Here is a 23,576-nt window from a genome sequence, read left to right on the forward strand (position 1 = left end):
CTGTCTAACAACTACCTACGGCTAGCTGCAGTATATTCATTCATATAAGGCATCCCGTAATTTGGTAGATATCCTTGACGTTTGGGCTGATTTGGCCCGCAGTGCTTTGCGAAACGATTCATTTTGCTTACGCAGAAGATCAAGCTCTGTCTCCAGCTCCATGATCAACTCTTGTGCCTGTGGGCTTACCAGCCCTTGCTCCAGTAAAGCTTCTTTTTTGGCACTATAATCCGAATCTTTTTGGTCCATGCCTGTCCCCTCTTCCCTTTATTCCACTACACTTCACCTTATCATGCTCACGGCAACAGAGCAATGACGTCCACATTTAGGTTCAAAGAATAAATATACAATAACATGTCAAAAAACAATTTATTTTCTCTAGTCTGTTTGCTGCACATTATGGTAATCTATAATGGCCTTTTCTTTCGGGAATAATAGATTCACAGCGTTATGCGCATGTTACAGAGAGGGGAATTTGCGTTGCCTACAGGACGAATTACGATCATTACAGGCCCCATGTTTAGCGAAAAATCTGGCGAATTGATTCGCCGCTGTCAAAAATTAATTCAATACGGGCACCGCAAGGTGGTCGCTTACAAACCGGCTGAAGATAATCGCTACGCCAAAGACGAAATTGTAAGCCGCATCGGATATCGGCTACCTGCCATCTCCATTCCGAAAAAACTCACAGATGAGCTCGTTCAGCAGATTTTGGAAGAAACGAAGGATGCCGATGTGGTCGCCTTTGACGAAGTACAGTTTTTCAGCCGTCATATTATGACGTTGGTGGAGGAATTAGCCTACTGTGGCAAGCACGTCATTGCAGATGGACTCAATTTGGACTACCGGGGTAAGGAATTCGGATATGTTGGCGGTTTACTCGCCATGGCAGATGACATCGAAAAGCTAGCTTCCTTTTGCGCCGTATGTGGAAGTTCGGAAGCTGTATATACCCAGCGTATGGTGAACGGAAAGCCTTCCACTGTAGGACCCATCGTAATGATCGGCGACTCAGAGGCGTATGAGCCGCGTTGCCGTGATTGCTTTATACCACCTCATAAAGTGAACTGCGATTAGCACGGAAAATTTACTGTCAGGCTGCGATAAAGGCACGACAACCAGCGGATTTTTCCTTGCATTTTTTTGGAACGATTCGAGCAATTGCCCCGTATATCCGGTTAGTTGTACATGTTTTTTTAGTTTTCGTATGAACGCTATGACCATGATATGATCGGGGGGCTTACTTATGAGTTTTTTCAACAAGATCTTGGCAAGTGCAGGAATTGGTTCAGCTAAAGTCGATACATTGGTGGACCAGTCCGTGTATGTCCCTGGTGAAGAGCTTAGTGGCATCATGCGCATCAAAGGCGGCAAAATTGATCAGGAAATCGGCAAAATTGACATTGAGCTCAAAACGGAATATATCGTAGAGAACGATGACAAAAAAACCACCGCTACCTGCTGTATTGCACGGGTCAAGGTATCTGACGGCTTCCATCTAAAGCAAGGACAAGAGCTTGAAATTCCATTTTCTTTTCGGTTGCCATTGGAAACACCTATCACTCATGCCAAACAGCCCGTATGGCTGGATACAGCATTAGACATCGGTATGGCCTTGGATCCGACCGACCGTGACTCGCTCAAAATCGAACCGCATCCCTATATGAGTACGGTGTTTGAGGCTGTTCACCTGTTGGGCTTCCGATTCCGTTCTTCCACCTGTGAACGTCATCCCAAGCTGGGACGCGGTGTTCCATATGTGCAGGAATTTGAATTTACGCCCGGATCCGAATATGCACGCGATATCGAGGAGCTGGAGCTAATTATGCAATTAGAGCCTGAAGGCGTTCATGTGCTTGTCGAAGTGGATCGTAGAGGGAGAGGGTTATCCGGCTGGCTGGAGACTGCCTTTGATATGGACGAGCGTCATGCCTGGTTGAGTTTAAGCCGGCAAGAGCTGTCTTATGGACCAGATCATATCGCAGATGCGCTGGAGGAACTGATCGACAGACAGATTCGATAAATATGTAGATATAACAAAAAATCCCCGCCGTTTAAGTCACGGTTGGGGATTTTTAATATTTAGCTACCATGTCCCGTTATCCTGCCAATACGTGGATTATGCAGATTGTTCAGTTGAACCAATTCAGATGGTGCTTGAAATCTTCTATGTAATTCATGCGATGTCTGCGTTTTCCCTGAACCAAATGCGCCATTAATCCAAATTATCTCAAGATCACCTGTAAGGGTATTTTATTTAAAGTGGCAGCATGTCCTGTCGTTCCGCCTTGTGCTTGCAATCCTTGCATACCCCGTATAGAGAACCATTGTCATCCGCATAGAAGGTTAATTTGTCTTCTTTTTTACAAAAAGAGCATTTTTGCTTGCCCGTGCTCTGGATAGAGTCAGATAGTCCAAACCCAGATTGGACTTGAATACCAGTTGCATTTGTATTGGCGCGGGAATCGGAAAATACCTTAGATTTGGACACGTTCCCGGTGCGGGATTGTCGGGCAGGCTTACGAGGATGAAATTCCACGACATTACTGCCCCGCTGTTCATTCACTTGTTTTTTGCTGCTGCGACCACGCCATGCCATAACAATCCAACCCAACGCCACCAACAACACGCCGACGATCACCCAAGTTAGACTATTCCACATGCCTTCATCCCCGCCTTTGCTTTATTCTCCAGATATGTTTCCTTGATCGCTTTTCCATTAATATAGACCTGATCCCCCTTTGCCACCATTTTACCATCCTGAAAGGCACAAAAGACACCTCTCTCTTACTCCCCTCGATAATAAAAATCTACGAATCTTTTCGTCAACGGATTAAACTTATTAAAACGTTTTCGATGCGCTAAAAAACCTGATTTATGAACTTGCTCTGCCAGTGTTTCTACATCTTCAAATCGCTTAAAAAAAGGCAGTGCGAACGTGGTGATGTCTTCAATAATCTCTTGGATCACCCACTCTCTTTCTGTTTCCGCAGACACATGGTAATCCGTGTTTTCCGTATACCTTTTGGTCAAAGCAATCAATTCACTATGAAAACAAGCCCCTGTACCGCACTGCTTTTTTATCTCTTTGGATTCCACGGTTATGTAAACTTTTAATGCTCCGTATTTGGTTGCCCCGAAATAAATTTCAAATATAAATTCCTTCATTTCTTTTTTAAAATCTTTTTGCTCTTTAGATACTTAAACTCATTCAAAAATGGTGATGTTATGATTCGGTCTATTACGAGTTGACGCAGATCACTTGCTTTAGCCGGTTTGTTATGATCCATGACCTTCCCCTTCAAAACATAGAATTTCCCATCATTATATCATGACGCTTCAGCATCGCCCTCACAAAATAAAAAGAGACAGCGTGTTATTACACACACTGTCTCTGCCGAATCCCAGCTTGATCTATGTTGATCTGAATTATACTTTAAATTTGCCAATTTGTCCTTGCAGGTCCTCTGCCATGGTAGACAGGTTTCTTGCAGCTGAAGCGATTTCTTCCATAGATGCCAGTTGCTCTTGTGTTGCAGCAGACACATGCTGTGTTCCGGCTGCGGCTTCCTCAGCAATCGCTGAAATTTGTTTGACAAAACCAACAACTTCATCCGTACTTGCAGACATTTGCTCCGATCCAGCGGATACCTCTTCAATCTCACTCGCCACTTTATTAACGGTTTCCTGAATCAGTTCAAAGGAAGCACCTGCATTCTGCACGACTTCCCGACCTGTCATGACATCTTTTCCATTGGACTCTACAGCCTCGATCGCATGGGCAGTGTCTTTTTGAATCAAACCAACAAGTTCCGTAATTTGTTGAGCAGAATGAGCCGATTGTTCAGCCAACTTGCGCACTTCGCCTGCAACTACAGCAAATCCACGACCGTGTTCCCCTGCGCGGGCTGCTTCAATCGCAGCGTTCAGAGCAAGAAGGTTGGTCTGACTCGAAATATTGGTGATTACATCAATAATCTTGCCAATTTCATCTGAACGCTCTCCTAAACCAGCCATAAGACCAGCCAATCCCTCCATGGAGTGATTTACAGCGTTCATCTGCGTAACAGCCTGTTGAATCATCTGGTTACCTTCAGCTGATTTGTGGGCCGCATCCTGCGCAGATGCAAATACATTTTGCGCACGGATAGCAATTTGTTCTACACCGATGGACATTTCCTCAATAGCCTGTGACGACTTGGTCACCATATCCACCTGTTCGCCCGTTCCTGTAGCTACTTCTTGTACCGTTTCGGTTATTTGTGCAGAAGCTTGGCTATTTTGCTCTGCGCTGGCCGTCAATTCCTCTGAGGATGTGGTTACCATTTCAGTCGTCTTACTAACAGATTGAATCAGTTGGCGAAGGTTTCCAACCATCGTATTAAAGGAATGTGCCAAAGTGCTAATCTCATCCTTACCTTTCACAATTATAGCTTCACCTGTAAGATCACCCGATGCGATGCTTTCAGCGGCACGACTGATTCGCAAGATGGGTTTAGTAATAACTTGGGCGATGGTGAATGCCATAATCAGTGCCAATACAATGGCTGCAATGCTCAATATGATGACCATTTGTCTACCTGTAATATAGTTGTCAACGCCTTCTTGCGTAATCTGTGATGAACCACCTGCGTTCAGCTTCATAAGCTGATTGATCGTATCATTCGCACTATACCAAAGCGCATATGACTCTTTGTGAAGAATGCTGGATTGAACATAATCGTTAGCTTTGCCTGCTGCAATTACCTCTGGCAACTTATTCAGATAATCTGCATATTTTTTGGAGAAATCTTCATACATTTCACGTTCTTTAGGGGTGGCAATTAATTTTTCATATGTTTTCCGTCCGGTTTCAACCTTTTTCAAAACCTTATCGTATTCCGCTTGAACCTTCTCCACTTCTGCCGGGTCGCGTTCTACAACAATATTCAAGGAAAGCCGTTCTACATCAGATATATCGCCGTTCAGCGTTCCCAGAATAGTCACACTGGGCATCCAGTGGCTATCAATTTCCATCGAGGTGTCACCCAAGTTTTTCATTTTTGAGATGGATACTAAACTAATGATGATCAATAAAGCAATTACCGAAAGAAAACCTAATAACAATTTTGCGCGGATATTAAATTTCATACATTCGCTCCTCAATCTCTTTATAGTAAATATTATATCGACATAAATCGACACTTTGTTTATACCAAATTAAAGAGATTTTTCAGAACTGTTTCCAAAAGGAAAATTTTACATTGTGATGATTATTGAAGCTGGTTCTAGTGCTCTTTTTTTGATGAAGTATTAATTTTAACTAGTATAAAAATACCGTTATTTATTGGATTGTTGACAACCCCAATAAATAACGGTATCAGTTGGTATGCTACACATAAGTTTATAGGTTCAAAACTGCCAATCTGGGATGTTTATCGCCATAACTATCCTAACTGTAGAAGAACCTAATCGCTTGCTACATCAATTATCTTGACCCTTTCAGGACACCTTATTCTCAATCCGCAGCTTGTCAGCTACCATGGCAATAAACTCTGAGTTGGTCGGCTTGGATTTGGAGATATTAATGGTGTATCCGAACAGGTGAGAGATACTGTCGATGTTGCCACGTGTCCATGCTACCTCGATAGCATGACGAATGGCGCGTTCCACACGGGATGCCGTCGTTGGTTTATACGGGCAACGTGACGTAAAATTAGCCGTGAACCTTTATCGCTATTGCAATAAACTGCGCACCTATTTATCGGAACTTTTTGCGAAACTTTATCGCTAAAGGAGACGGTATAAAATGACCGCCAAAACACCGAAATTTGCATTTGTAACAAAACGCACTCCCTCCGTTAAAATCTCGTTAGAAAAACACATCAACGAATTTCTCGAAACTAAACGCCTAGCGAAACGATCGCCTAAAACGATTCTCGCGTATGACCAGGTTCTAAGTCAGTTTCGTAAATGGTACGATGAGCGAGGAGACTCCACGATAACGACGGACTTACTACGCGAATATATAGCGTATCTATCTTTCGAAAAGGTACGGTGGGACGACCATCCGACTAGCCCGAACGGTGAGGTAGGTCTAACACCCCGTACCGTCAATAATGTAATTCGGAACATGCGGGTATTTTTTAATTACCTAGTTCACGAGCGTATTACCAAAGAGTCCCCTATGAATGCTGTTGACTATCAGACCGAAGAAAAGGAAACGTTTGAGACGTTCGTCGACTCGGATGTCATCAAGCTCCTAGGCGCGCCCAATCGGCGTGTTTATACAGGTCTTCGTGATTACTGCTTAATGTTGGTGCTTTGCGATTGTGGCTTTCGGATAAAGGAGTTGACAAGTCTAAAAGTGTCGGACGTCGATTTTAGGTTACGCCAAATAACCGTTCGCGCAGAGGTTTCGAAGACAAAAACGACGCGGGTTGCGCCCATTTCACAAAAGACGACCAAGGAACTTGAGAATTTAATTTCCTTTATAAATGTAGACCCGGATGACTATCTGTGGCTAACGCAATTTGGTGAGCGGTATCTCGGGGGCTCTTTCGCTAAGATGCTGAAGTTATATGCCAAGCGAGCCGGGGTTGACGGTCCTCGTGTGTCCCCGCACACATTCCGTCATTACTTCGCTATTAAGTTCCTACGTGAGGGGGGCGACCTGTTCGCTCTATCTCGAATACTTGGGCACACGTCATTGGATGTGACACAAATATATCTAAAGTACGCTAGTAAAGATTTACACGATCAACACGATAAAGCAAGTCCTGTCGCAAGCCTGCTCGACGCAGGAAACGAGAAGAAACGCGGCAAAATGAAATTCCGTTAATACTTGCGCCTACCGATGAAATATCGCTGGTAGGCTTTTATAACGAAGAAAAAGCGCCCGCCCACGGATCATAACCGTAGACGGGCGCTTTATAATTTTCGGAAGTTTATTTTGATACGCCGATTTCTCACGCACCAGATTCCGGGCCGCGCGAGGGGGCGCTTGGGGGTACGACCCTCGCAAATATCCACGCAAAAACACGCTCATTCAATCGCTTTTGATAGCGTAAATAAGCGTTAATTTCGATCGGACACACGCAGCGATACGTGCCACCCGACCGCCTTTTATGCAGCGGATATTCACATACATGTTCACAAAACACATATTATGCGAATATGTCCGCACTCGGAACCCGCGTCGTTATGCGGTTCCTACCGCGCTGCATAAACGTACTGTATGCACTGTATATACATTACCAGCGTATAATCCGTATAAATCCCGTAGGGACGCGGCTTTCCGCCCTATCCGGCCACCTACTCGCTGGTAACGTATGCATTGAAATACGCTGGTTCTCACGTCCGTTATGCACTGCGTATGCAGCCGGAACGTATGGCGGATTTACGCTATACCCGAAAGTTTCCGTAGCTATAAAACTGCGAGACTCCGCGCTCCTACTGAACTCTCAGCTATTAGCACGCTTTCGTATCCGAAAAATTCCGAAGGGGTCACGCGTCCGGAGCTTCGTGTAGGAAAATCCGCCATATCGGTATCATTGTAACACGTTATTCCTCGTTGAACCACGCGTCAGCCCTACGCATAACGGGCATTCACACGTACTTACGGAAGAACCATTCAATATCCCCCGCAGCCCTTACGCGCACCCTTTCACGGTTCTCACGCATAAACTCGTCGGCTCGACGTCGCCCCTCACGCTTTAGCTCCCGTTGGAAGTCCGGACGCTTACGATAACGATACAAGGTCATACGCGTAATCCCGAGTCTACGCGCAATATCTTCGTGACTCGGACGCTTGATGTCACATAGTAACGCAATCGCCGCGTAATGAATATCGCTGAGAGGCAGACGGCGGCTCGGCCGTTTATTCATCGGTGGTTCTCCGTTCCTTCAGCGCTTCGATACGAGCCTTTAGCGCTGCTATATCCGTGCCGCCTCCGCTGGTTGCGGTTGTGCTTACCTCGACCTTATCCGACAACATTCCGTGAACCTGTAGCGCGAGCTTCGCCATAGCTGCGTTCTTTTCAGTGATCGCGATCTTAGGTATCAGCGCAATAAGTTCCGGCAAGTCGTCGACATTATTACGTACGATTTGGCGCTTGAGTTCCGCTTCGAATATGCTGTCTTGACGCCATTGATATAGAGCTGACGGAGTTACTCCGCATTCCTCCGCAATCTCTGCGAGTGTAGGACGCTCACTAGGCGGAAGCGACAAATATCGTATCGCGGTATAATGCTTCGTTTCGAGATTCATATAACGTTCCCCTTTCGTAATAAAAGAGCGAGCCGCAGCCCGCCCGTTATTAAATCCGATCCAACACGATATAACGTTGACCTGCGCCAAACGACGCAACGGCCACCCGGTCGCCCGCCTTCAGCGTGTCATGAAACGTAATCTCGAACTCACCAGACGTGAATGACCCGAAGTTGAACACGTCGCTGAACGCTTTCGAATTAACAGGCGCAGACGATTCCGTTTCCTTCGTTACGCGTGTATATCGGTTGAGTTCGAGCGTAGTCGGTGACAGCGACCCCGCGGAGCTTTTAACGGATACCCTCCGCGTATGTTCACGCAAGTGCTCCGGTACGATTACGTCATCTCCGTCGAGCTCGATCTTCATGTTATCGATCTGTACGCGGAGAGCTGGCGGAGGTGCGATGATCGTCGCGTATTCGATATCGACTTCTACGTTGTGTCCGAGTTGCTTAATGACGTCGCGGAACTGTGATACGCCGTTACCTTCGATTAATTTAATCATTGACCTGTTCTCCTTCCTTACGTTGCGAGCTGACGTGCAAGTTGGCGCGCCATTTGCTCAACGCTCGTCTCGTAGTTAAATACCGGATTGTTAATGATGATGGTCGGTGCGTTGTTGCCGCCCTTGCCGCGTTGTTGATCGCGCCACTCGGACGCTTCATGCTTCGTGAGGACCGCTTCGTCTTTATGGAGACGTGCAGGATAACCATTCGCAGGTACCCGGTCGAGCCCACCCGCATGACCATTCGCATTCGGACGTTCGACTTGAATAACGCCGTTTCCGCCAAAAGCCTCCGGCATACCTAACGAGAAGTTACCGGATAATACCTGCGCCGCGTCAGAATTTTTGAACTCCTGCCACTTCTTATACGCGTACTCGATCGCAGAAGCCACCGCATCAATCGCCGCCTCCATAAACTTCAGGATAGGCTTAACGGTAGCCCACGCAGCCGAAAACGCCTCGCCCAACGTCAGAAGCATCGGCCTCACAACGTTATCAATCAGGAACGTAATCCCTTGCGCGAGGTATCCGACGAGCTTAGCTGCGATTGGAAATACCGTGTTGAAGATGTCCAGAACGGTCGGCAATACCGCGACCACAACCTCACCGATCGCTTTAACTGCGGATTGAACCAGTGTAAATACCGGCTGCATAAACGTCCAAGCCGATTGGAGAGCACTCGATATCTGCGGGAAGTAGCTTTTAAATATGCCAACTACGTTCGTGACCCCGTTTACGAGTGCGGTCCATGTCGCCTGCGCCGTCGGAAGCAACGATTTAACTCCGTTCATAACGGCTTGGCCTACAGGAGCCAGCACGGTCATGACACTATTAAACGTAGACTTAATCGCGTTGCCCCACGATTTTGCTTGATCGGAATCCAACCAGTTATTTAATTGAATAGCGAGCTCGGACCCTTTATTCGCGAGTGCAGCGATCATCGGCATCGTTGGAAGCAGTGCGGATATCTGAAGCGTCTCCACGGCCCCCCTGAATTGTTCGACAGCACCCGCTGCGTTGTTCATCTTTTCTTTCGCAACCTGGAGCGCGGTTACGTTCGACATTTCTTGTTGGAATTTCTTAACTCCTGCTGCGCCCTCTTTGTACAAAATTGTGCCAGCGCGAATTGCATCTGACCCGAACAGTTGGTACATATAGTATTGTCGCTGTTCATTTGTCAACTTGCCGAAACGGTTTTGCAGTAGTCCCGCAACCTGATCGAGTGATTTGATCTCACCTTTATTGTCATAGAACGCGGAGTGAATGAGGTTGCTCGCGGTTAGGAACTTCTGCGTTTCTTTCGCTGCCTTAGAGGTGCCTACCTTCAGCCCTGTTTGTGCAGCTACATAACGCTCAACATCCTTTGTAACCGCTTGTACAGACGTCCCGGTGGACTTGATACCCTTTTTTGACATGAATGCGAGTGCATCCGTTGTGTTCACAGTTAAAAGGTTAAAATCCTCAAACAAATTGTACGCTTTGTCCGTCATCGGGACCAAGTTGGCAAGCATCGTCTTCAAAGATGTACCGGCATCCGCGCTTTTGATACCGTTGTTGGCGAACAGGCCAAGCGCTGTATTCGTATCCTTAAACGACATGCCGACGCCAGACGCGACAGCCCCGACCGCTGCCAACGAGTAACGCAAGTCATGAACATCCGAAGCGGAGGCATTAGCGGTACCAGCGAGAATGTCCGCAGCCTGCGCCGCCGTTAAACCGTCTTTTTTGAACGAGTTAAGCGCCGTAGACATAATCTCCGCAGATTCCGCTAGACCGAGTCCGCCCGCTGTTGCCAGGTTAAGCGCGGAGTTCAACCCTCCGTCCATTACTTGCGCCGTGGACATGCCCGCTTTGAGTAGTTCCTCGATCCCTTGTGCGGCTTCCATCGAGCTATATTTAGTAGCCATTCCCTGCTCCAGTGCGAGTTTCTGCATCTGCCTCATCTGCTCGTCCGTAGAACCCGTCAGCGCCTTAATTGTGGACATTTGGCTTTCAAAATCCATCGCTTTCTTAACACTATCCCCTGCCACCGCGACAGCGGAGACAGCGGTTCCGAGGATACCGGCCGCTGCTCCGAATTTAACCATTCCGCCCATTGCACGGTTCAGCTTACCGGACATTTCATCCTTCAGACGCAGATAACCCGTGATATCAAATGCTATGACGGATCACCCACTCCCGATAACGGTCGATCGCACGCAGTAACTTACGCAGCGCATCGTGTACAGTTAACGTTTGACGCATTGCATTTCGACCGCGATCCACGGCCTCGTCCGCTTTCTCAAGCGCATCCGAAAGCCAACGCATGTGATAGTCGACGGTCTTTATCGTGTGAATACCGGAATCCTCAAATTGCGCGGCTGTCTCCGTCCACGTTTCGTACTGCTCCGCGTGGTTTGTCCGGAATGCATAGTTACCCGGCCGCGTATACGTAATGATCTCCGCCAGTAGCGCTGCGATCGGCACTACACGCTCAAAAGCTACCGTAATATTGTCCGACATATTACTCCCCCTATCGTTGTTGCGCCGCCTTCGCTTCCCGTTCGAACTGGAGCATCATCGACGCGTACATAAACATCCGGTGCCGTCGTTCCTTTGCGTAAATTTCGTCAGGCGGGATGCCGTGCCGCTGAAATATCTCGTGTAGCAGCGCTGACTCCCCACCCGACTTGATTAGTTTTTTGCTTCGTCAATTAACTTCGCATCGTCCACGAATCCGGACAGTCTCAACAACGCCTGTACGACGCGGGATTGTTCGCCAGGCAACAACGCCTTTTTAACGACATCGGCTGCGTCAGACGCTTCGTAACGATCTCTCAGCGCCTTATCGTTAAGGTCCGGATCGGCCACCGCTTTAACGATGAGCAGGCGGTTGAATAACGACTCGTCGACCGATCTATCCTTACCGGTAGTGGCCTGTGCGCGAGCCTTTTCGAGTGTGTCTTCATCCAGCGCTTTGACGATAAAATCCGTCTTCAAACGAGGGATATACACGCCTTCCTGTAAATCCGTGGTTGCTCCGAGTAGTGCGTCAAGTCTGCTTGTTGTCATATAATCAGCCTCCGTATGGTATTTTTGGGAAACAAAAAGAGGCCCCGAAGGACCTCCGTGTTATTGCTATTTACTTACGCGGTCAGCCCTTTGATACGGGCGTGCGCCTTCTCTTGCTGGAACTCCAGCGTATACTCACCAACGATGATACCGGACTGATAATCGCCTTTGACGCCGAGGTACGTATGACCAAAGGAGCGGTCGCCGAGCGGTCTAATCTTAATCCGATTCGCGTCTACGAAAAGAATCTCGTCAGGCTTCAGATTATCGTTAAGCACGACTTGGAATGTACCGAAGTCATTGACGATGTGGTCGACTTTCTGGCCGCGACTATTCTCCGCTTGTGTCAATCTAATCTGCGTAAATGCCATGTCGCTGATTGCGCGCTTCTGCACGGCAGGAACAACGAACGTATAACCTACGCTTCCTGTCGCAAAGCCGCCAGCGCTATAAACTTTTTGAGCCACGTCATCGAGCAATTTCTTCGTAACTGGCCCGCCCGCAGTGGTCACGTTAGTCTCGATGAAGCTACGGATGCCGCGCATTGTGCGCATATCCCCGCTATCAAATTTGCGACCGCCGATAATAGCTTTCTCAAGTTGGAGCGCAAGTTCAAGCTGCTTCTTCGCCTTCTCATATGCGTAAAGGCCGCTTGACCCTATGCCGTACTGTGCGACAGCTTCCGCCGATCCGGTTACGCTAACCGTGTCCTCGAAAATCTGCGTTACGTTGTCCACTTTTGTCTTAGACTTATAACGCGCGTCTCGCGCATCTGCACCTTCTCGGCTGTCTCCATAAAGCGATTCAATCGGAGCATCTTTCGCAATTGCAGCAGCCGTTGTACCGCTATGCCCCCGGACAACCGTAATCTTATTCGCGGTGGTATCCACAGCTTGAATCAGTACGAGCTCATCGCCGATTTCGGCAATCGTGTGTGGTCGGAATGGCTCGGTGCTGGCTACTTTGATCTCCGTTGCGTCCGCAGCAGCAGCGGCAGTGACCGTCGTCCGTGTAGCAAACATCGCATCTTCAACCCAAATGCGTAGTTGATGTAACTGGCTGGCTGAATCCGAGTAAATTCAGCATCGGCGTTTGTGTTGGGTTAAGTAGCAGAATTTCGTCGGCTACAGACTCGCGTTTACCTACCAAATCAGTTGTATAAATTGTCATAATAAATTCCCCCTATTAATTTTGTAATTTAAGTTTACTTTTGAGTTCCATATACTCGACCATGTCTTCCGGACGTCCGGTACGTTTAGCCTTTTCCGCTGCTGTCGCAAGTCGCTGTTCACTCGTCTTTTCGGCTCGTTCACCATAATTGGGCGCAAACGGGCCCCCTATTGTACGCGGCTCTTTAGGTTTAGCGGCTGAGGTAAACGCGGTCAGGATTTCATCAATCCCCTGCGCTTGCCCTGCGTCATCAAACGTTACGGCGGAAAGATTTACAATACTCGCCAATGCGTCCGGATCGTCAATTCCCGCTGCCCTTGCCTTGCGATAGAACGCGTTGCCGACACGTTGGGTATGTAGCTCCGTTGTCAACGTTTCAAGCCGCTGTGTGAGCTCCGCGCGTTCATCCTCCCACGTTGGCTCTTGCGTTTGTTCTTCCAGGATTTCCGGATTTGTTACGTCTTCCATCGTGAACGCTCCTTTACCATTTAAACTTCATGTGTCTAAACCACGTAAAACCTCGCGGCGTCATTAGCCGCTTCACTGCCGGAGTAATCACCGTACCCACCTCCCTCACTCCGATTCCTCTGTTACGTTGAGTATTTGTAGTGCTCGATCGGCTGCGCCTGGCACGTTTGAATGAAGCCGAATACTCTCGCCGACAAACAATCCTCGCGCAGCCACTTCGTCGAAGGCGGAAACTATCGCGCCAGCTCCGGCCTCGACTGCGTCGTCCTTATCCTCGGGAATCGGCTTACTACCTTGTAGAATCGGCCACCCGACGGATGAGTCAACGTATACAAAATCGCGACCGAAGTTCCGCTCATGTTCGATCGTTGGTAATCCCTTGCTCATTTCCGTTTCTCCTTCCGTCTACGTTTCCGCTCGTCCTCCGCGATCCGGTCCGCATTGAGCCGGATGTAACGGCGGGACACCGAATCACCAAACGTAATCGTAATACCGTCCGCGTACGATATCACCGTATGGTACTGGTTAACTCCGTTGCTCAACATGGTTACAACCTCCTCGCTACTTGTGTACTCAAATACCGACAGCGGACGGAGTCATCGCCGCGCCAGGCTTTGCACCGCTTATCCGCTTTTGACATCGCGTGAAGCAATACGCAGCTTGAATCCGGCTTATAATACGGACAATATGTAGCCGCGTCCTCTCGATCACTCACTAGCCCACCTCCCGTTAAAACCGGACACTATTCGTATTCATTTCCGTGTTTTCGCTTGATTTCAGACGCGCAAAAATAAGCCGAGGGTCATAGTTCCTCCGCTTGTCCAGAACGTTAATACCACGCTAATTCAACGTATAGGGTACTGCGCCGTCATGCGCTGATTTGGCAATTTAACAGCCGCTTGATTGACCGTTTCCGCGCTTCAGGCACCCGATACTGAATAGCGATTAATTTGCCGAATCGGAAATACTCAGCCATGACATGAAAATACGAATAGCTGCGTTTGATCTTCGCCATGACGGTAATATCTTCTGTGTAAGCTGCGAGGTTGTCCGAGTCGATCCGCCATATCTTGTTACCCACGTAAGGCCCTCCTTGCTTTTATGATTTAAAGCAATGAAGTAAAAAGACAAAAATAAAGACACCTGTCAAAGCGCCAGTCTAGTCGATTCCTTTGCACGTTGAATTGCAGCTAAAACGTCGTCACCCGTTCCGAAAACCTGCGCGATCTTGATTCGCAGGTCACGGGAAACAGTTCGACGGCCGTTTTCTACGTCAGCTATGCAGGACTGACTAACGGATAAAGCCTCCGCGAAACTTGCCTGCGTCATGCCGACCATAACGCGGATACCGCGAACTCCTGTCCCATCCATTATCACAGACCCCCTTGTCCTATTTGTAATAACGCCTGTCCCTTAAATAAAACTAACGGGAACGTTAGTTCCCTTCCCACCTTAGGCGGAAATGTGGACAGTACGGGGCTTGCGGCATTCTACAAACTCCTCTGTCAATGGTTGTTCGTACATGTTATACGTGACTACCGGCCCCCACCATATGGAATGTTCATTGCCCTTGTATTTGTTCCGGTTACTCGTCCACCTATATTCCCCATCCAGGTAGCCCGCGCTCTCAGTTCCCTTCTTATCCACGAGCTGCACAGTATTCTTTCGACCGCGCCCTTCCTTCCGCTTCTTCGCATCAATCATATTCGCGATTTTCTTTGGATTTCCAAATGACCGCTCAGAGCGCTCCTGTAGGTCCTCCATCTCCTGGGGATTGTAGAAACCGTACTCCAATTGCGTGCGGTTTCGCTCACCCTCAAGTTTGACAGTTCCGTATCTGTCCTGGCGTTCCCATAGCGTTTTAGATACTCGACGGCAACTAGGTCCGCAGTCCACTTTACTCGCGCGGCCCTCGAAAGGGTAACGGCACGCACGACATAGCTTGACGCCCATTTTCTCGGCGATACCCTCTGCGTCAGCCTCACAGTAAATCCGTACATCGTGCTTCCTCATGAAGTCTCGCGCGCCCTCACCTGGCGGAACATCAACGTCACGATCACGAGGTTTGTCGTATGGGTCGCGTAAAATTGACAACCCGTTAACGTGATCCTCAGCGAGAACATAATCCGCCAGCCGTTCCAAGCGCTGTTTATCGAGCCATGTCCGAAACCTGCCGTCACCGCCTATGTGAGCATCGAAATAATAAGTGTCATATAATTCGACCATTGTCGTCTCCGCTATCTTCAGTCTCAGCTCAAGCGGATGCTTAGCGTAGGCCCGGTAGTTGGCACGTGTCCAGTTCGGGAACAATTCGCAGGATTCTCCAGAATAATCATATCTGTCTACGTCCGGCGTGACGATGAGCTCAAGTTGCGGACTATGTTGGTACTCAACTAACTTTTTGGCTGCTTCCAATAAATCCCCCTCCTATAATGGAAACTTAATATTTTGATGTCCGCGTATCTGTTGTTCTTCCTAGTGGAAGTTCTCACGCGAAAATCTATATGTGACTATCTCAATGCGCGCATGATACTTCGCTAGGAATGAGCGTAAGCGAATGACGACGCGTGAGGGATAGTGGTCTTCTATCCCGAAACAGGTTATGATGTCGTAATGTTTATTCTTATTTATTCGTTCTTGTTACTTCGTTCTTATTACATTCCTATAAACGGAGTACGACGATTCCCATGAACGGGATTTAAGCCACTCCGTCTACAGGAATCGCTTCTCCTACAGCCTCCTCTGAGCGCGGATAGTAAAGCGGAAGATAAATCTTTTTAACGTTTCCACGCCAGGGAATTAATTTCGTGATCAAAAGCCCCTCGACCTCAAGCATCCGGCACAGCGGTTTAATTCGGTCACCGTGTATCCCCGTATCTTCCCGTATTTGCTCTACCGTTGGGAACGCCCACATATAGTAATCGTTCGCCTCGGTTCCGTTCACATACGCGTGAAGGTAAAGCAAAAGCAGAATTGCGTCTCTCGCGTCGTTCTTCCTGTATTTCTCCCCCATCTCAACTAAATGAACGCGAAAGAGTGAATGAAGCGAGGGCGAGTAACCGCCATGTCCCCGTTCTAGGACGGACTCTTTTTGCTCAGTCGCTATTTTAGCTAACGTCCGAAGGTTGCTCATCCTCTGTACCCCCTCCTATCCCGTATTTCTCGTGAAATTCCGCATACGTCAGCGGTTCGAGCGGTTCATAAATCAGCTTGTTCGGAATGCGATCGGACTTTGTGACGTTGAGCAAACCGTAACGGCAAAGCGTAGCCGCGTGCTGGCGTATTTTGTACGGAGATAGTCCCGTTTGCGCCTCTATTTCGCGTTGATTTAGCCACGTTTTACCGTATAATCGGTGGCTCGGCTTGTTTTGGCACCAGGACCGCAAATAGCCGTAAAAGCCCGCCGTTTCCACGGTAAAACCTTCGAGCTTCGGATACAGCCGGAACAGAATGACCGGAACCTTGACGAACCAGTCGTCCTGTTTATGAGGCCGTAACTTCCCCGTGTCGATCGTCATAAGAACCGCCTCCTTTCGTAAGATAATTGAGCGGCAGCCCACAACGGAGCCGCCGCGTTTTCGTTAGTGTTTATTTCACGCCCAGTTACAGTAGTAATAACCGTCTCCAAGGTCGTGCATATCAGAGGGAGTCCCCAAGCCTGTCGCAAAACGAGAGATGCCGTAATACTCAAGCGCCTTCCGAGAGAAATCTAGTATTCCTACAGTTGCCTTAATTATGGAACGGATGGCCTCCACATCGCCGCGCTCTGCTAATACGTCAAATACTCTCTGCTCAATACCTGTTGCGATTGCAAGGAAGTCCGTATCTACCCCTAGAAGGTATTCACCTGTGAGTAACTCACTAGAAGCCACACATTCCACGACCTTCTTTAAAAATTCAGACTCATGTAAAACCGTACCTTCCGCCATTTCGGGGCCACCCCACAGGCCGTGATATTCCTCACCGATCCATTTTGAATACTTTTCCCGCTTAGCTTGTTCCATCGCCGACACTGCCGCTTGCCTAATGTTCATCATAATAAAATCGCTCCCTTTTCGTTTGGTTTTATGAGATGCGGTTTCCCGCGGTCTACCTACTTAACCGAATGCACGGCGTAGTTATGCACACATTTACGCAGTGTTTTCCGCCTTATACTATCTTGCTGCCGACCACGCGCGTTTCGCACATCGGATACTGTATTATCTACAGCGAATTTTGATCCCGCACAGATTCACGTGAAGTTTTTTCCTCGTAATATATAAGGACACGAAATCACCAGAGCTGGACCGGTCGCACACGAAATTTGTGTCCAATTCGTGAACAAACAACTTTTCCGCAATAAAATGGAACCTATGTTCCCGTCCTGCGTATTAATCTAATATAACAAGCAGACGACCGGTGCCTGAACCGGATTTACCGGCCGATCGCCCACGGATGAAAAATCTATGTGAACCACGCCTGCCTGACGGATATTGCCGTATCCGGACGTAGGAATTATCGAAGCCGGCCAAACCGTAGTACGTGCGTTGGCGCGCAGTCTACGGATGGCCGGAGATTTAAAACAACGACCTGTTAGCGCAGGCCAGATGCCCGCATAGCGATCCCTCCGATTGGCGTCGAAGAGTACGGACATTGTAAACATTCAAACAGTGCGACGTCGCACTCTTTCCGTAGGCACTCCGCCAGTTGGCGCTGACGGTACGGGCAAATGGTACGACGTCGTACCACTCCCAAACGATTGACTGCCGATGTTAGCGCAAAGACAGCCGGATAGTACACGCGCGTCTCCTCCCCATATTGGCGTTTAAGTTCATCGGAGTGCGCGTTATCCCTTCTTCTTAACGAGATTCAATTCGATATCGCCGCGATCATCGAGCCAAAGGAGTTCATCTACCAAAAACGTTAACCCGTTCATGGCACGGATATGGTTGAGGACTTCCGTAACCACTTCCAGCAAGTCGCGCTGAACGTTCTTCCCGAGTTGAAGGCCGCCGCTATCCCCGTCGATAAATAGGTGCGTGTGTTCCGGGTGCTCGACCTTGCGGACGTGACGAAGCCACAAAATTCCGGTCTCAAGATGAAAGAAGTAGCGGTCAGCGTACAAAACGCCCTCCACGAGTTCATACATATGCGGCAGATCGTACGGACCGTAAGCAAGCGCCGCTTTCTCCAATACGTTTGTTTTAGTCTCCATTTTCGTACGCTCCTTCGTAGTTAAATCCGACTGGCTTGATGTCGGTAGCCGTGACGTTGTGCCCGGTGTCATTCGCGTTCTGAACCGCCTGCTCAATCGCAATATCCCGAAGCTCATCATTCGTAAGCTGGCGCGGCGAGTATACCGGAAAGGTCATGCGAATGTCGCCGAAATCGACTACGCATCTGTAACAGTGATCGGCCGCCATTAAGAAACGCCCCCATTCGGAAATACGTTGTTAAACGCTGTGTCTAGTTCTTTTAACGTCTCAATTCGTTCGGCATCGGTGAAGTGCGGACTCCCTAATACGTTGCCGACCGCGAGAATGTAGAACCGAAACGCGATCATTAACGCCTCACCGTAGGTTTCCGAACCTAGCCGATAATCCGTGAATATTTCTAAGTACGTCATCACGCCAACACCTCACGCGCAATCAATACGACTGCATAGACGAATCTAAGTATTGCGATGATATGTTTACGAGCCTTACGTGACAATACGATGTTACGCGTAGTTAATAAATTGGTTACTGCGTTCAATCTGTGCGCCTCCCTTCTTGACGATGAATCCGAGTTCACTCATGACGTCCATTGACAGCGTTAAACTACCGAGCGGCGACCGACGACTGACTCCGGTTATTTTCCAGAACGCCCGTGGCTGTATGACGAGCTCCTGACGCGTACCGACGTACCGAAGTATGTAGTTACCCGTAGATGGATCGAGTACGTAGCGGACTTGAGCTGGCGTAACTAGCGGACGAACAACACGGAAGACTTCCCGTTTCATTTCTGCGTCTAATTCAAAGCCGAGTTCGACGAGTTGTGCCGGCGTAGCTTCCACAACATCACCGTAGAGAAACGGATTAGCTTGCGGTATAATAGTGAAGAATAATTCCGATGTAACACGGAGTTCTTGGCGAGTGCGGCCGCTTCCGACCGTGATGATGACGTTACTTTCGCGACGATTACGGATGAAACCTAACGTGATTGGCATATGATTGCGCCTCCTAGCGGGATTATAGGATGAATTGAAAGTGTAGCTTTAACCGACACTTTGGCGGTGATGCTTCGGAACAATACGATGTTGCTCGGGATAAAGATGAAACTTTTTAATAACTCAATACGTTAATAACCTGATTCGATAATAACCCTATGAGTTAATATAGTCAAGCCCCTTTTATGATAAAATAAAATTAATTACAAGGAGGGTCGCGGATGATTCGTTTTACACTTGAAGAGATGCTCAAGAAAAGAGAAATGAGTATGTATGCATTGTCTAAAAGCTCAGGTATCCGCCCAAACACCATAAGCCAATGGGTAACAAACGAGGGCGTTGACGTAAAGTCTATTACTATCGAGACACTTGATCGAGTTTGCTCAGTATTAAACTGTCAACCGGGGGATTTGATTAAATACATAACGAATGTCAAAGAAAGTACCGAGCCAAAAAAAGAAGACCGTTAATCTCGCGGTCTTTTTTGCGTTAAATCAGCGCCTATCCTCCGTCCCCTCCCGTACCCCTTAACGTAGGCTTTAGCGGCCTGATTCACGGTGATTTTACGGTGAAACGACGCGACATACTCTGCGTTTAACGCAGGGAAATACCCAAGGTGGGTCGTCCGAACATGTACGCTTTGTCCTATAGATTGAACGCAGGTCCTTTGCAACATGAAGTCAAGGCGTATCGCGATTACCGATGATTCACCGCAAATTAAACGAAAGGAGGGATCAACGTGAGTGAAATCGCAACTTTATCATCCGATTTACCTACGATAACTGCGGAAATCAACGCATACAAGCGCGTTGCAGGTGAGGCGATTTACGAAATTGGGCGCCGTCTCAAATCCGTTAGAGATCAGCCGCAAAAGTATGGTCTTAATGGTTACCGTGATTGGGAGCGCTGGTGTGCTGAGGAGTGTGACATGGCGCGGAGGTCCGCTAACAGGTTCATCCAGGCATTTGACGAACTTGGGACGACGTCGTCCCGAATCTCATCTAGTAAAGTATTTGAGATCCTTCAGTTACCCTCCGATATCGACCGTTCGTCCTTCGTCTCTTCTTCGCATACTATCCCGTCAACAGGCGCCACCAAAACTGTTGACGAAATGACCGTCCGTGAACTCCGTGAAGTCAAGGCTGCGCTGAAGGCCGAACGTGAGGCGCGGGAGCTTGCGGAGGATCGTGCGGAGAAGGCGGAGGATGATTACGACGTCGTGTGCGATACGTTGGAAGCGGTGCGTGCAGAGCCACCGAGGGTAAAATTCCCAATTTTTTCGTAGTATAATTCCCCTCTATCTGATAAAATTGTGCTCAAAGTAAATAAACGTAAAAGGGGTTACATCTGATGCGATACCTTCTTGCTATTCTGATTCCACCACTGGCGGTTCTACTTTGTGGTAAACCCGGCCAGGCTATTTTAAATTTTATACTGTGTCTATTTTTCTTCGTGCCCGGTGTCATCCACGCACTGGTCGTTGTAAACAGCCACAAAGCTGACTTGCGAAACGAAGAGCTTATCCGCGCAGTACAGCGTGGGCAGAACCGATAAACAACGAAAAAGCCCGTGTCCTCAACGCAGAGGATTACGGGCTTTTAACGTGAAATTAGGCGTTTATAGCACTACTCTTGCGTGGGTATTCAGGACGGAGTTAAGGCGCTGATTTGCGGTGAAAATGCGTCTACTTCTCCCCTACCAGCATAAACTCACCGTCTGTGTAACTACCAATATCGTAGTTTTGAACGGACAAGTTAACGGCTGTAGAATCCGCCCATTTCGGCATACCTGGTGCGTCACCGTAATACTTTTTGGCCGCCGCGATAAGGCTGTTAGCCTTTGCTCTCAACTCGCGATCTCCGACAGTGTACGCACCTTTTCCTTTATACGCCAACGCCATCGGTGGTTGATTAGTAACGTCCATAGTTACGCTACCAAGTTCGCCCCCACCCGTTTGGTTGAAGTATATCCGATCTACTACGAAATCGTCGGTGACTACTGAACCCTCGATAACGTGGGCCGCCTCCGTCATGTAAGCGACAGACTTATATGTAGCGATTTCCTGCGCGTTAGTATCCTGCGCTGCTTTAACGTCATCTACCGACTTCGCCAGCGTTGCGTTTTCCGTTTTCAACGAAGCTACCTGCGCCTTTAGACTGTTATTTACAACGAACAGCACGCTCGCCGCAACAACCGCCACGCCCGCCAGTATCGTCGCCACTAACGCAAGCTTGTTTAGTGGTGCGGTCTGTTTTTCCCCTACGACTTCATAACTACTTAATTCACCCATAATATACATCCTCTCGACTAATATAGACATATTTTACTATGGAATCAGCTCGTAATCTAGTATATTTTTCCTATGTATAAAAAGAAAATAGCGGACCCACCTACGCAGTATCGCGCAAATGAGTCCAATCTACCCCTCCGTTCCTACGGCATCCATACGTCAATCAACACGACGGATTGATTCGCCTCTGTTACGATGCTTACCAATCGTGAGGGTTCCGGAATATCGTCACCATCCGCTTCCATTCCGTAGAGATGCAGCGCAAGGCAATCCTTCGCCATATATAGCGCTTCTTCGTCGGTGTCGCCGCATGTGTATGCGCCTGGCAAGTCCGGGAAGCTGACGGAAATACCATCGTCTGATCCTTCGCCTGGGTAATCGAATATGGCCGGGTATACGTATCGGTTTTTCATAAGTGACGCCTCCTATTAATCGTTTAGTATCGAATTTACCGGTGAATATTTCGTATGTTGCATGGAAATGTCCGGCTGATACATCTCTGCGTAGAGCTTCACCATCTCCAGCGTTTTGTGGCCCATGATCGACATAAGCGAAACAATATCACCACCGTTCATTAAGTAATTGCGTGCAAACGTATACCGCAGCGAATGGCACGACACGCGTACTCCCTTGATATTCGCCATTTTTCCGTAATCACTTATCTGCTCCTGTACATAGCGCCGTCTAAGCGGCTGACCCTCCGCATTCACGAAGAAAATATCATGTTCCTGCTCTCCACGCATCTCCTGATATTCACGTAATCTTAGCGCCAGAGTTTCGCTAAATGGCACAACGCGTTCTGTACGGCCCTTCCCGTAAATTTGAATCACGCGCTCCTTCCAGTAAACGTCATGGACACGGAAGGTCAGCGCCTCCTCCAGGCGTATTCCCGTATCCAAGAGAACGAGCAGGAAAACGTAGGCGCGGAATCCGGCTATCGTGCCTCTATCAGGCGCGTCCAATAACGCAACAACCTGTTCGCGGCTTAGCGTGCGGTTAATGCGCTTTTCTTCAACGAGCTTATCAATCGGTTCCATTGGGTTCTCATTTAAGTAGCCCGAACTATGCAAGTGATTAAAGAACGCGCGCAAACCTCTTATATATTTGTTGACTGTAGACGCTTTATTACCTATGTCTAATCTACGTTGTATAAATTCGTATACGTCCTCCGTAATTACGTCTATAGGGCGCGATACGTCGTTTTCGGCCAGGAACTCTTTAAACTTACTCAAAGTTTGAAAGTAAAAATCATGTGTATTTTCGGTCAGATTTTTGAGCTTCCTTGACTGAAGGAAACCAGTTATAGCTTCGTCCATCTCCAATAGCTCCTTGTTCTGCTTTTGTTCGATGATTTTCTTTCTTTTCTCTTTGTAGTCCATGTTCAAACTCCTCTCCTATTATTAAGAGAAAGTTTAAACCATTAACTCAGCGGATACAAAAACGCCCACCTCCGAAGAGATGAGCGCTATTCAAACGTTTGTATTTTCGTACATATTGCGTTAGTATTAGTTTCAGCAAAATTTCCTATAAATATGCGCGTAAGTTTAACCCAATTGTGGAAAGGTTTATCGGAATAACGAGCGAAAGTTTATCGGAATCTCCGGTGCAACGGCCGATAAATTAACGCGAACATCCGTTCTACTCACGTTCAATTTTC

Annotated in this window: 35 protein-coding genes and 2 pseudogenes; 6 read left to right on the forward strand and 31 right to left on the reverse strand. The window is 48.1% G+C overall.

The window, feature by feature from the left end; all coding sequences use genetic code 11:
• Positions 1 to 36: 36 nt before the first annotated feature.
• Positions 37 to 249 (reverse strand): hypothetical protein, encoded by a 213-nt coding sequence (locus tag HPL003_RS22965; protein ID WP_014282177.1) that lies wholly within the window; start codon positions 247 to 249, stop codon positions 37 to 39.
• 231 nt (positions 250 to 480) lie between these two features.
• Here HPL003_RS22965 and HPL003_RS22970 point away from each other — a divergent pair, with 231 nt between their 5' ends.
• Positions 481 to 1,077: a thymidine kinase gene (locus tag HPL003_RS22970; protein WP_014282178.1), complete on the forward strand. Its 597-nt coding sequence runs from the start codon at positions 481 to 483 to the stop codon at positions 1,075 to 1,077.
• Positions 1,078 to 1,246: 169 nt separating this feature from the next.
• The gene (locus HPL003_RS22975) at positions 1,247 to 2,023 is read left to right on the forward strand and encodes a sporulation protein (RefSeq protein WP_014282179.1); all 777 of its coding nucleotides are present in this window, start codon (positions 1,247 to 1,249) and stop codon (positions 2,021 to 2,023) included.
• Between the two features lie 140 nt (positions 2,024 to 2,163).
• Here HPL003_RS22975 and HPL003_RS28730 read toward each other — a convergent pair.
• From HPL003_RS28730 to HPL003_RS27980, 5 genes and pseudogenes are all read right to left on the reverse strand, one after another.
• Positions 2,164 to 2,229: pseudogene (locus tag HPL003_RS28730) on the reverse strand (tunicamycin resistance protein); the annotation flags it as partial.
• Positions 2,230 to 2,257: 28 nt separating this feature from the next.
• Positions 2,258 to 2,662 (reverse strand): hypothetical protein, encoded by a 405-nt coding sequence (locus tag HPL003_RS22980; RefSeq protein WP_014282180.1) that lies wholly within the window; start codon positions 2,660 to 2,662, stop codon positions 2,258 to 2,260.
• Between the two features lie 125 nt (positions 2,663 to 2,787).
• On the reverse strand, positions 2,788 to 3,168 hold the full coding sequence (locus HPL003_RS27130) for a hypothetical protein (protein WP_014282182.1): 381 nt from the start codon (positions 3,166 to 3,168) through the stop codon (positions 2,788 to 2,790).
• Positions 3,169 to 3,429: 261 nt separating this feature from the next.
• Positions 3,430 to 5,130: a methyl-accepting chemotaxis protein gene (locus tag HPL003_RS22990; protein WP_014282184.1), complete on the reverse strand. Its 1,701-nt coding sequence runs from the start codon at positions 5,128 to 5,130 to the stop codon at positions 3,430 to 3,432.
• A 351-nt stretch (positions 5,131 to 5,481) separates the two neighbouring features.
• Positions 5,482 to 5,667 (reverse strand): annotated as a pseudogene (locus HPL003_RS27980) (sporulation initiation factor Spo0A C-terminal domain-containing protein); the annotation flags it as partial.
• A 121-nt stretch (positions 5,668 to 5,788) separates the two neighbouring features.
• On the opposite strand from HPL003_RS27980, the gene HPL003_RS22995 reads away from it, so the two are divergent.
• The gene (locus tag HPL003_RS22995; protein ID WP_014282186.1) at positions 5,789 to 6,820 is read left to right on the forward strand and encodes a tyrosine-type recombinase/integrase; all 1,032 of its coding nucleotides are present in this window, start codon (positions 5,789 to 5,791) and stop codon (positions 6,818 to 6,820) included.
• 767 nt (positions 6,821 to 7,587) lie between these two features.
• Here HPL003_RS22995 and HPL003_RS23000 read toward each other — a convergent pair.
• From HPL003_RS23000 to HPL003_RS23090, 22 genes are all read right to left on the reverse strand, one after another.
• Positions 7,588 to 7,866 (reverse strand): phBC6A51 family helix-turn-helix protein, encoded by a 279-nt coding sequence (locus HPL003_RS23000; protein WP_014282187.1) that lies wholly within the window; start codon positions 7,864 to 7,866, stop codon positions 7,588 to 7,590.
• Positions 7,859 to 8,248 (reverse strand): phBC6A51 family helix-turn-helix protein, encoded by a 390-nt coding sequence (locus HPL003_RS23005; RefSeq protein WP_014282188.1) that lies wholly within the window; start codon positions 8,246 to 8,248, stop codon positions 7,859 to 7,861. Before HPL003_RS23005 ends, HPL003_RS23000 begins: the two co-directional genes overlap by 8 nt.
• Positions 8,249 to 8,297: 49 nt before the next feature.
• The gene (locus tag HPL003_RS23010; protein ID WP_014282189.1) at positions 8,298 to 8,753 is read right to left on the reverse strand and encodes a DUF2577 domain-containing protein; all 456 of its coding nucleotides are present in this window, start codon (positions 8,751 to 8,753) and stop codon (positions 8,298 to 8,300) included.
• A 17-nt stretch (positions 8,754 to 8,770) separates the two neighbouring features.
• Positions 8,771 to 10,873, reverse strand: coding sequence for a phage tail tape measure protein (locus HPL003_RS27135; RefSeq protein ID WP_014282190.1), 2,103 nt, complete (start codon positions 10,871 to 10,873; stop codon positions 8,771 to 8,773).
• A 31-nt stretch (positions 10,874 to 10,904) separates the two neighbouring features.
• Positions 10,905 to 11,255, reverse strand: a complete 351-nt coding sequence (locus HPL003_RS23020) for a hypothetical protein (protein ID WP_014282191.1) — start codon at positions 11,253 to 11,255, stop codon at positions 10,905 to 10,907.
• 171 nt (positions 11,256 to 11,426) lie between these two features.
• The gene (locus tag HPL003_RS23025; protein WP_014282192.1) at positions 11,427 to 11,804 is read right to left on the reverse strand and encodes a phage tail assembly chaperone; all 378 of its coding nucleotides are present in this window, start codon (positions 11,802 to 11,804) and stop codon (positions 11,427 to 11,429) included.
• A 74-nt stretch (positions 11,805 to 11,878) separates the two neighbouring features.
• The gene (locus HPL003_RS23030; RefSeq protein WP_014282193.1) at positions 11,879 to 12,826 is read right to left on the reverse strand and encodes an SU10 major capsid protein; all 948 of its coding nucleotides are present in this window, start codon (positions 12,824 to 12,826) and stop codon (positions 11,879 to 11,881) included.
• 7 nt (positions 12,827 to 12,833) lie between these two features.
• Positions 12,834 to 12,974 carry an SU10 major capsid protein gene (locus HPL003_RS30065; protein ID WP_014282194.1) on the reverse strand — a complete coding sequence of 47 codons (141 nt, stop codon included), beginning with the start codon at positions 12,972 to 12,974 and terminating at the stop codon, positions 12,834 to 12,836.
• Positions 12,975 to 12,989: 15 nt separating this feature from the next.
• Complete coding sequence (locus HPL003_RS23035) at positions 12,990 to 13,442, reverse strand: hypothetical protein (protein ID WP_014282195.1); 453 nt, start codon at positions 13,440 to 13,442, stop codon at positions 12,990 to 12,992.
• Positions 13,443 to 13,547: 105 nt separating this feature from the next.
• Positions 13,548 to 13,829, reverse strand: coding sequence for a hypothetical protein (locus HPL003_RS23040; RefSeq protein WP_014282196.1), 282 nt, complete (start codon positions 13,827 to 13,829; stop codon positions 13,548 to 13,550).
• A complete protein-coding gene (locus HPL003_RS29320; RefSeq protein WP_014282197.1) occupies positions 13,826 to 13,987 on the reverse strand; it encodes a hypothetical protein in 162 nt (53 codons plus the stop codon). The genes HPL003_RS23040 and HPL003_RS29320 overlap by 4 nt, the downstream gene beginning before the upstream one ends.
• A gap of 323 nt (positions 13,988 to 14,310) precedes the next feature.
• Positions 14,311 to 14,523 carry a hypothetical protein gene (locus HPL003_RS23045; protein ID WP_014282198.1) on the reverse strand — a complete coding sequence of 71 codons (213 nt, stop codon included), beginning with the start codon at positions 14,521 to 14,523 and terminating at the stop codon, positions 14,311 to 14,313.
• A gap of 65 nt (positions 14,524 to 14,588) precedes the next feature.
• Positions 14,589 to 14,813 carry a helix-turn-helix transcriptional regulator gene (locus HPL003_RS23050; RefSeq protein WP_014282199.1) on the reverse strand — a complete coding sequence of 75 codons (225 nt, stop codon included), beginning with the start codon at positions 14,811 to 14,813 and terminating at the stop codon, positions 14,589 to 14,591.
• A gap of 81 nt (positions 14,814 to 14,894) precedes the next feature.
• Positions 14,895 to 15,752, reverse strand: coding sequence for a hypothetical protein (locus HPL003_RS23055; RefSeq protein ID WP_238533414.1), 858 nt, complete (start codon positions 15,750 to 15,752; stop codon positions 14,895 to 14,897).
• 388 nt (positions 15,753 to 16,140) lie between these two features.
• Positions 16,141 to 16,575: a hypothetical protein gene (locus HPL003_RS23060; protein ID WP_014282201.1), complete on the reverse strand. Its 435-nt coding sequence runs from the start codon at positions 16,573 to 16,575 to the stop codon at positions 16,141 to 16,143.
• On the reverse strand, positions 16,550 to 16,960 hold the full coding sequence (locus HPL003_RS23065) for a hypothetical protein (protein WP_014282202.1): 411 nt from the start codon (positions 16,958 to 16,960) through the stop codon (positions 16,550 to 16,552). Before HPL003_RS23065 ends, HPL003_RS23060 begins: the two co-directional genes overlap by 26 nt.
• Positions 16,961 to 17,035: 75 nt before the next feature.
• A complete protein-coding gene (locus tag HPL003_RS23070) occupies positions 17,036 to 17,479 on the reverse strand; it encodes a hypothetical protein (protein ID WP_014282203.1) in 444 nt (147 codons plus the stop codon).
• A 338-nt stretch (positions 17,480 to 17,817) separates the two neighbouring features.
• The gene (locus HPL003_RS28735) at positions 17,818 to 18,075 is read right to left on the reverse strand and encodes a hypothetical protein (protein ID WP_148267426.1); all 258 of its coding nucleotides are present in this window, start codon (positions 18,073 to 18,075) and stop codon (positions 17,818 to 17,820) included.
• Between the two features lie 192 nt (positions 18,076 to 18,267).
• On the reverse strand, positions 18,268 to 18,636 hold the full coding sequence (locus tag HPL003_RS23075; protein WP_014282204.1) for a hypothetical protein: 369 nt from the start codon (positions 18,634 to 18,636) through the stop codon (positions 18,268 to 18,270).
• Entirely contained in the window at positions 18,626 to 18,844 is a 219-nt protein-coding gene (locus HPL003_RS23080) for a hypothetical protein (protein ID WP_014282205.1), read from the reverse strand. Before HPL003_RS23080 ends, HPL003_RS23075 begins: the two co-directional genes overlap by 11 nt.
• Positions 18,844 to 19,047 (reverse strand): hypothetical protein, encoded by a 204-nt coding sequence (locus tag HPL003_RS23085; RefSeq protein ID WP_014282206.1) that lies wholly within the window; start codon positions 19,045 to 19,047, stop codon positions 18,844 to 18,846. Before HPL003_RS23085 ends, HPL003_RS23080 begins: the two co-directional genes overlap by 1 nt.
• Before the next feature lie 93 nt (positions 19,048 to 19,140).
• Positions 19,141 to 19,476, reverse strand: a complete 336-nt coding sequence (locus HPL003_RS23090; RefSeq protein ID WP_238533415.1) for a hypothetical protein — start codon at positions 19,474 to 19,476, stop codon at positions 19,141 to 19,143.
• A gap of 374 nt (positions 19,477 to 19,850) precedes the next feature.
• Between HPL003_RS23090 and HPL003_RS23095 the strand changes: the two genes are divergently transcribed.
• The 3 genes from HPL003_RS23095 to HPL003_RS23105 all read left to right on the forward strand — a co-directional run bounded on the left by HPL003_RS23095 (position 19,851) and on the right by HPL003_RS23105 (position 21,183).
• The gene (locus tag HPL003_RS23095; RefSeq protein ID WP_014282208.1) at positions 19,851 to 20,099 is read left to right on the forward strand and encodes a helix-turn-helix domain-containing protein; all 249 of its coding nucleotides are present in this window, start codon (positions 19,851 to 19,853) and stop codon (positions 20,097 to 20,099) included.
• A 269-nt stretch (positions 20,100 to 20,368) separates the two neighbouring features.
• Positions 20,369 to 20,914 carry a DUF3102 domain-containing protein gene (locus tag HPL003_RS23100; RefSeq protein ID WP_014282209.1) on the forward strand — a complete coding sequence of 182 codons (546 nt, stop codon included), beginning with the start codon at positions 20,369 to 20,371 and terminating at the stop codon, positions 20,912 to 20,914.
• Between the two features lie 65 nt (positions 20,915 to 20,979).
• Positions 20,980 to 21,183 (forward strand): YqaE/Pmp3 family membrane protein, encoded by a 204-nt coding sequence (locus HPL003_RS23105; protein WP_014282210.1) that lies wholly within the window; start codon positions 20,980 to 20,982, stop codon positions 21,181 to 21,183.
• Between the two features lie 130 nt (positions 21,184 to 21,313).
• Here the strand turns inward: HPL003_RS23105 and HPL003_RS23110 are convergent, their stop codons facing one another.
• The 3 genes from HPL003_RS23110 to HPL003_RS23120 form a co-directional block, all read right to left on the reverse strand.
• The gene (locus tag HPL003_RS23110; RefSeq protein WP_014282211.1) at positions 21,314 to 21,919 is read right to left on the reverse strand and encodes a hypothetical protein; all 606 of its coding nucleotides are present in this window, start codon (positions 21,917 to 21,919) and stop codon (positions 21,314 to 21,316) included.
• 143 nt (positions 21,920 to 22,062) lie between these two features.
• Positions 22,063 to 22,332: a type II toxin-antitoxin system HicB family antitoxin gene (locus tag HPL003_RS23115; protein WP_014282212.1), complete on the reverse strand. Its 270-nt coding sequence runs from the start codon at positions 22,330 to 22,332 to the stop codon at positions 22,063 to 22,065.
• A 15-nt stretch (positions 22,333 to 22,347) separates the two neighbouring features.
• Positions 22,348 to 23,298 carry a tyrosine-type recombinase/integrase gene (locus tag HPL003_RS23120; protein ID WP_014282213.1) on the reverse strand — a complete coding sequence of 317 codons (951 nt, stop codon included), beginning with the start codon at positions 23,296 to 23,298 and terminating at the stop codon, positions 22,348 to 22,350.
• Positions 23,299 to 23,576: the final 278 nt, after the last annotated feature.

This window comes from Paenibacillus terrae HPL-003, assembly GCF_000235585.1.
GTDB classification, from domain to species: Bacteria; Bacillota; Bacilli; order Paenibacillales; family Paenibacillaceae; genus Paenibacillus; species Paenibacillus terrae_B.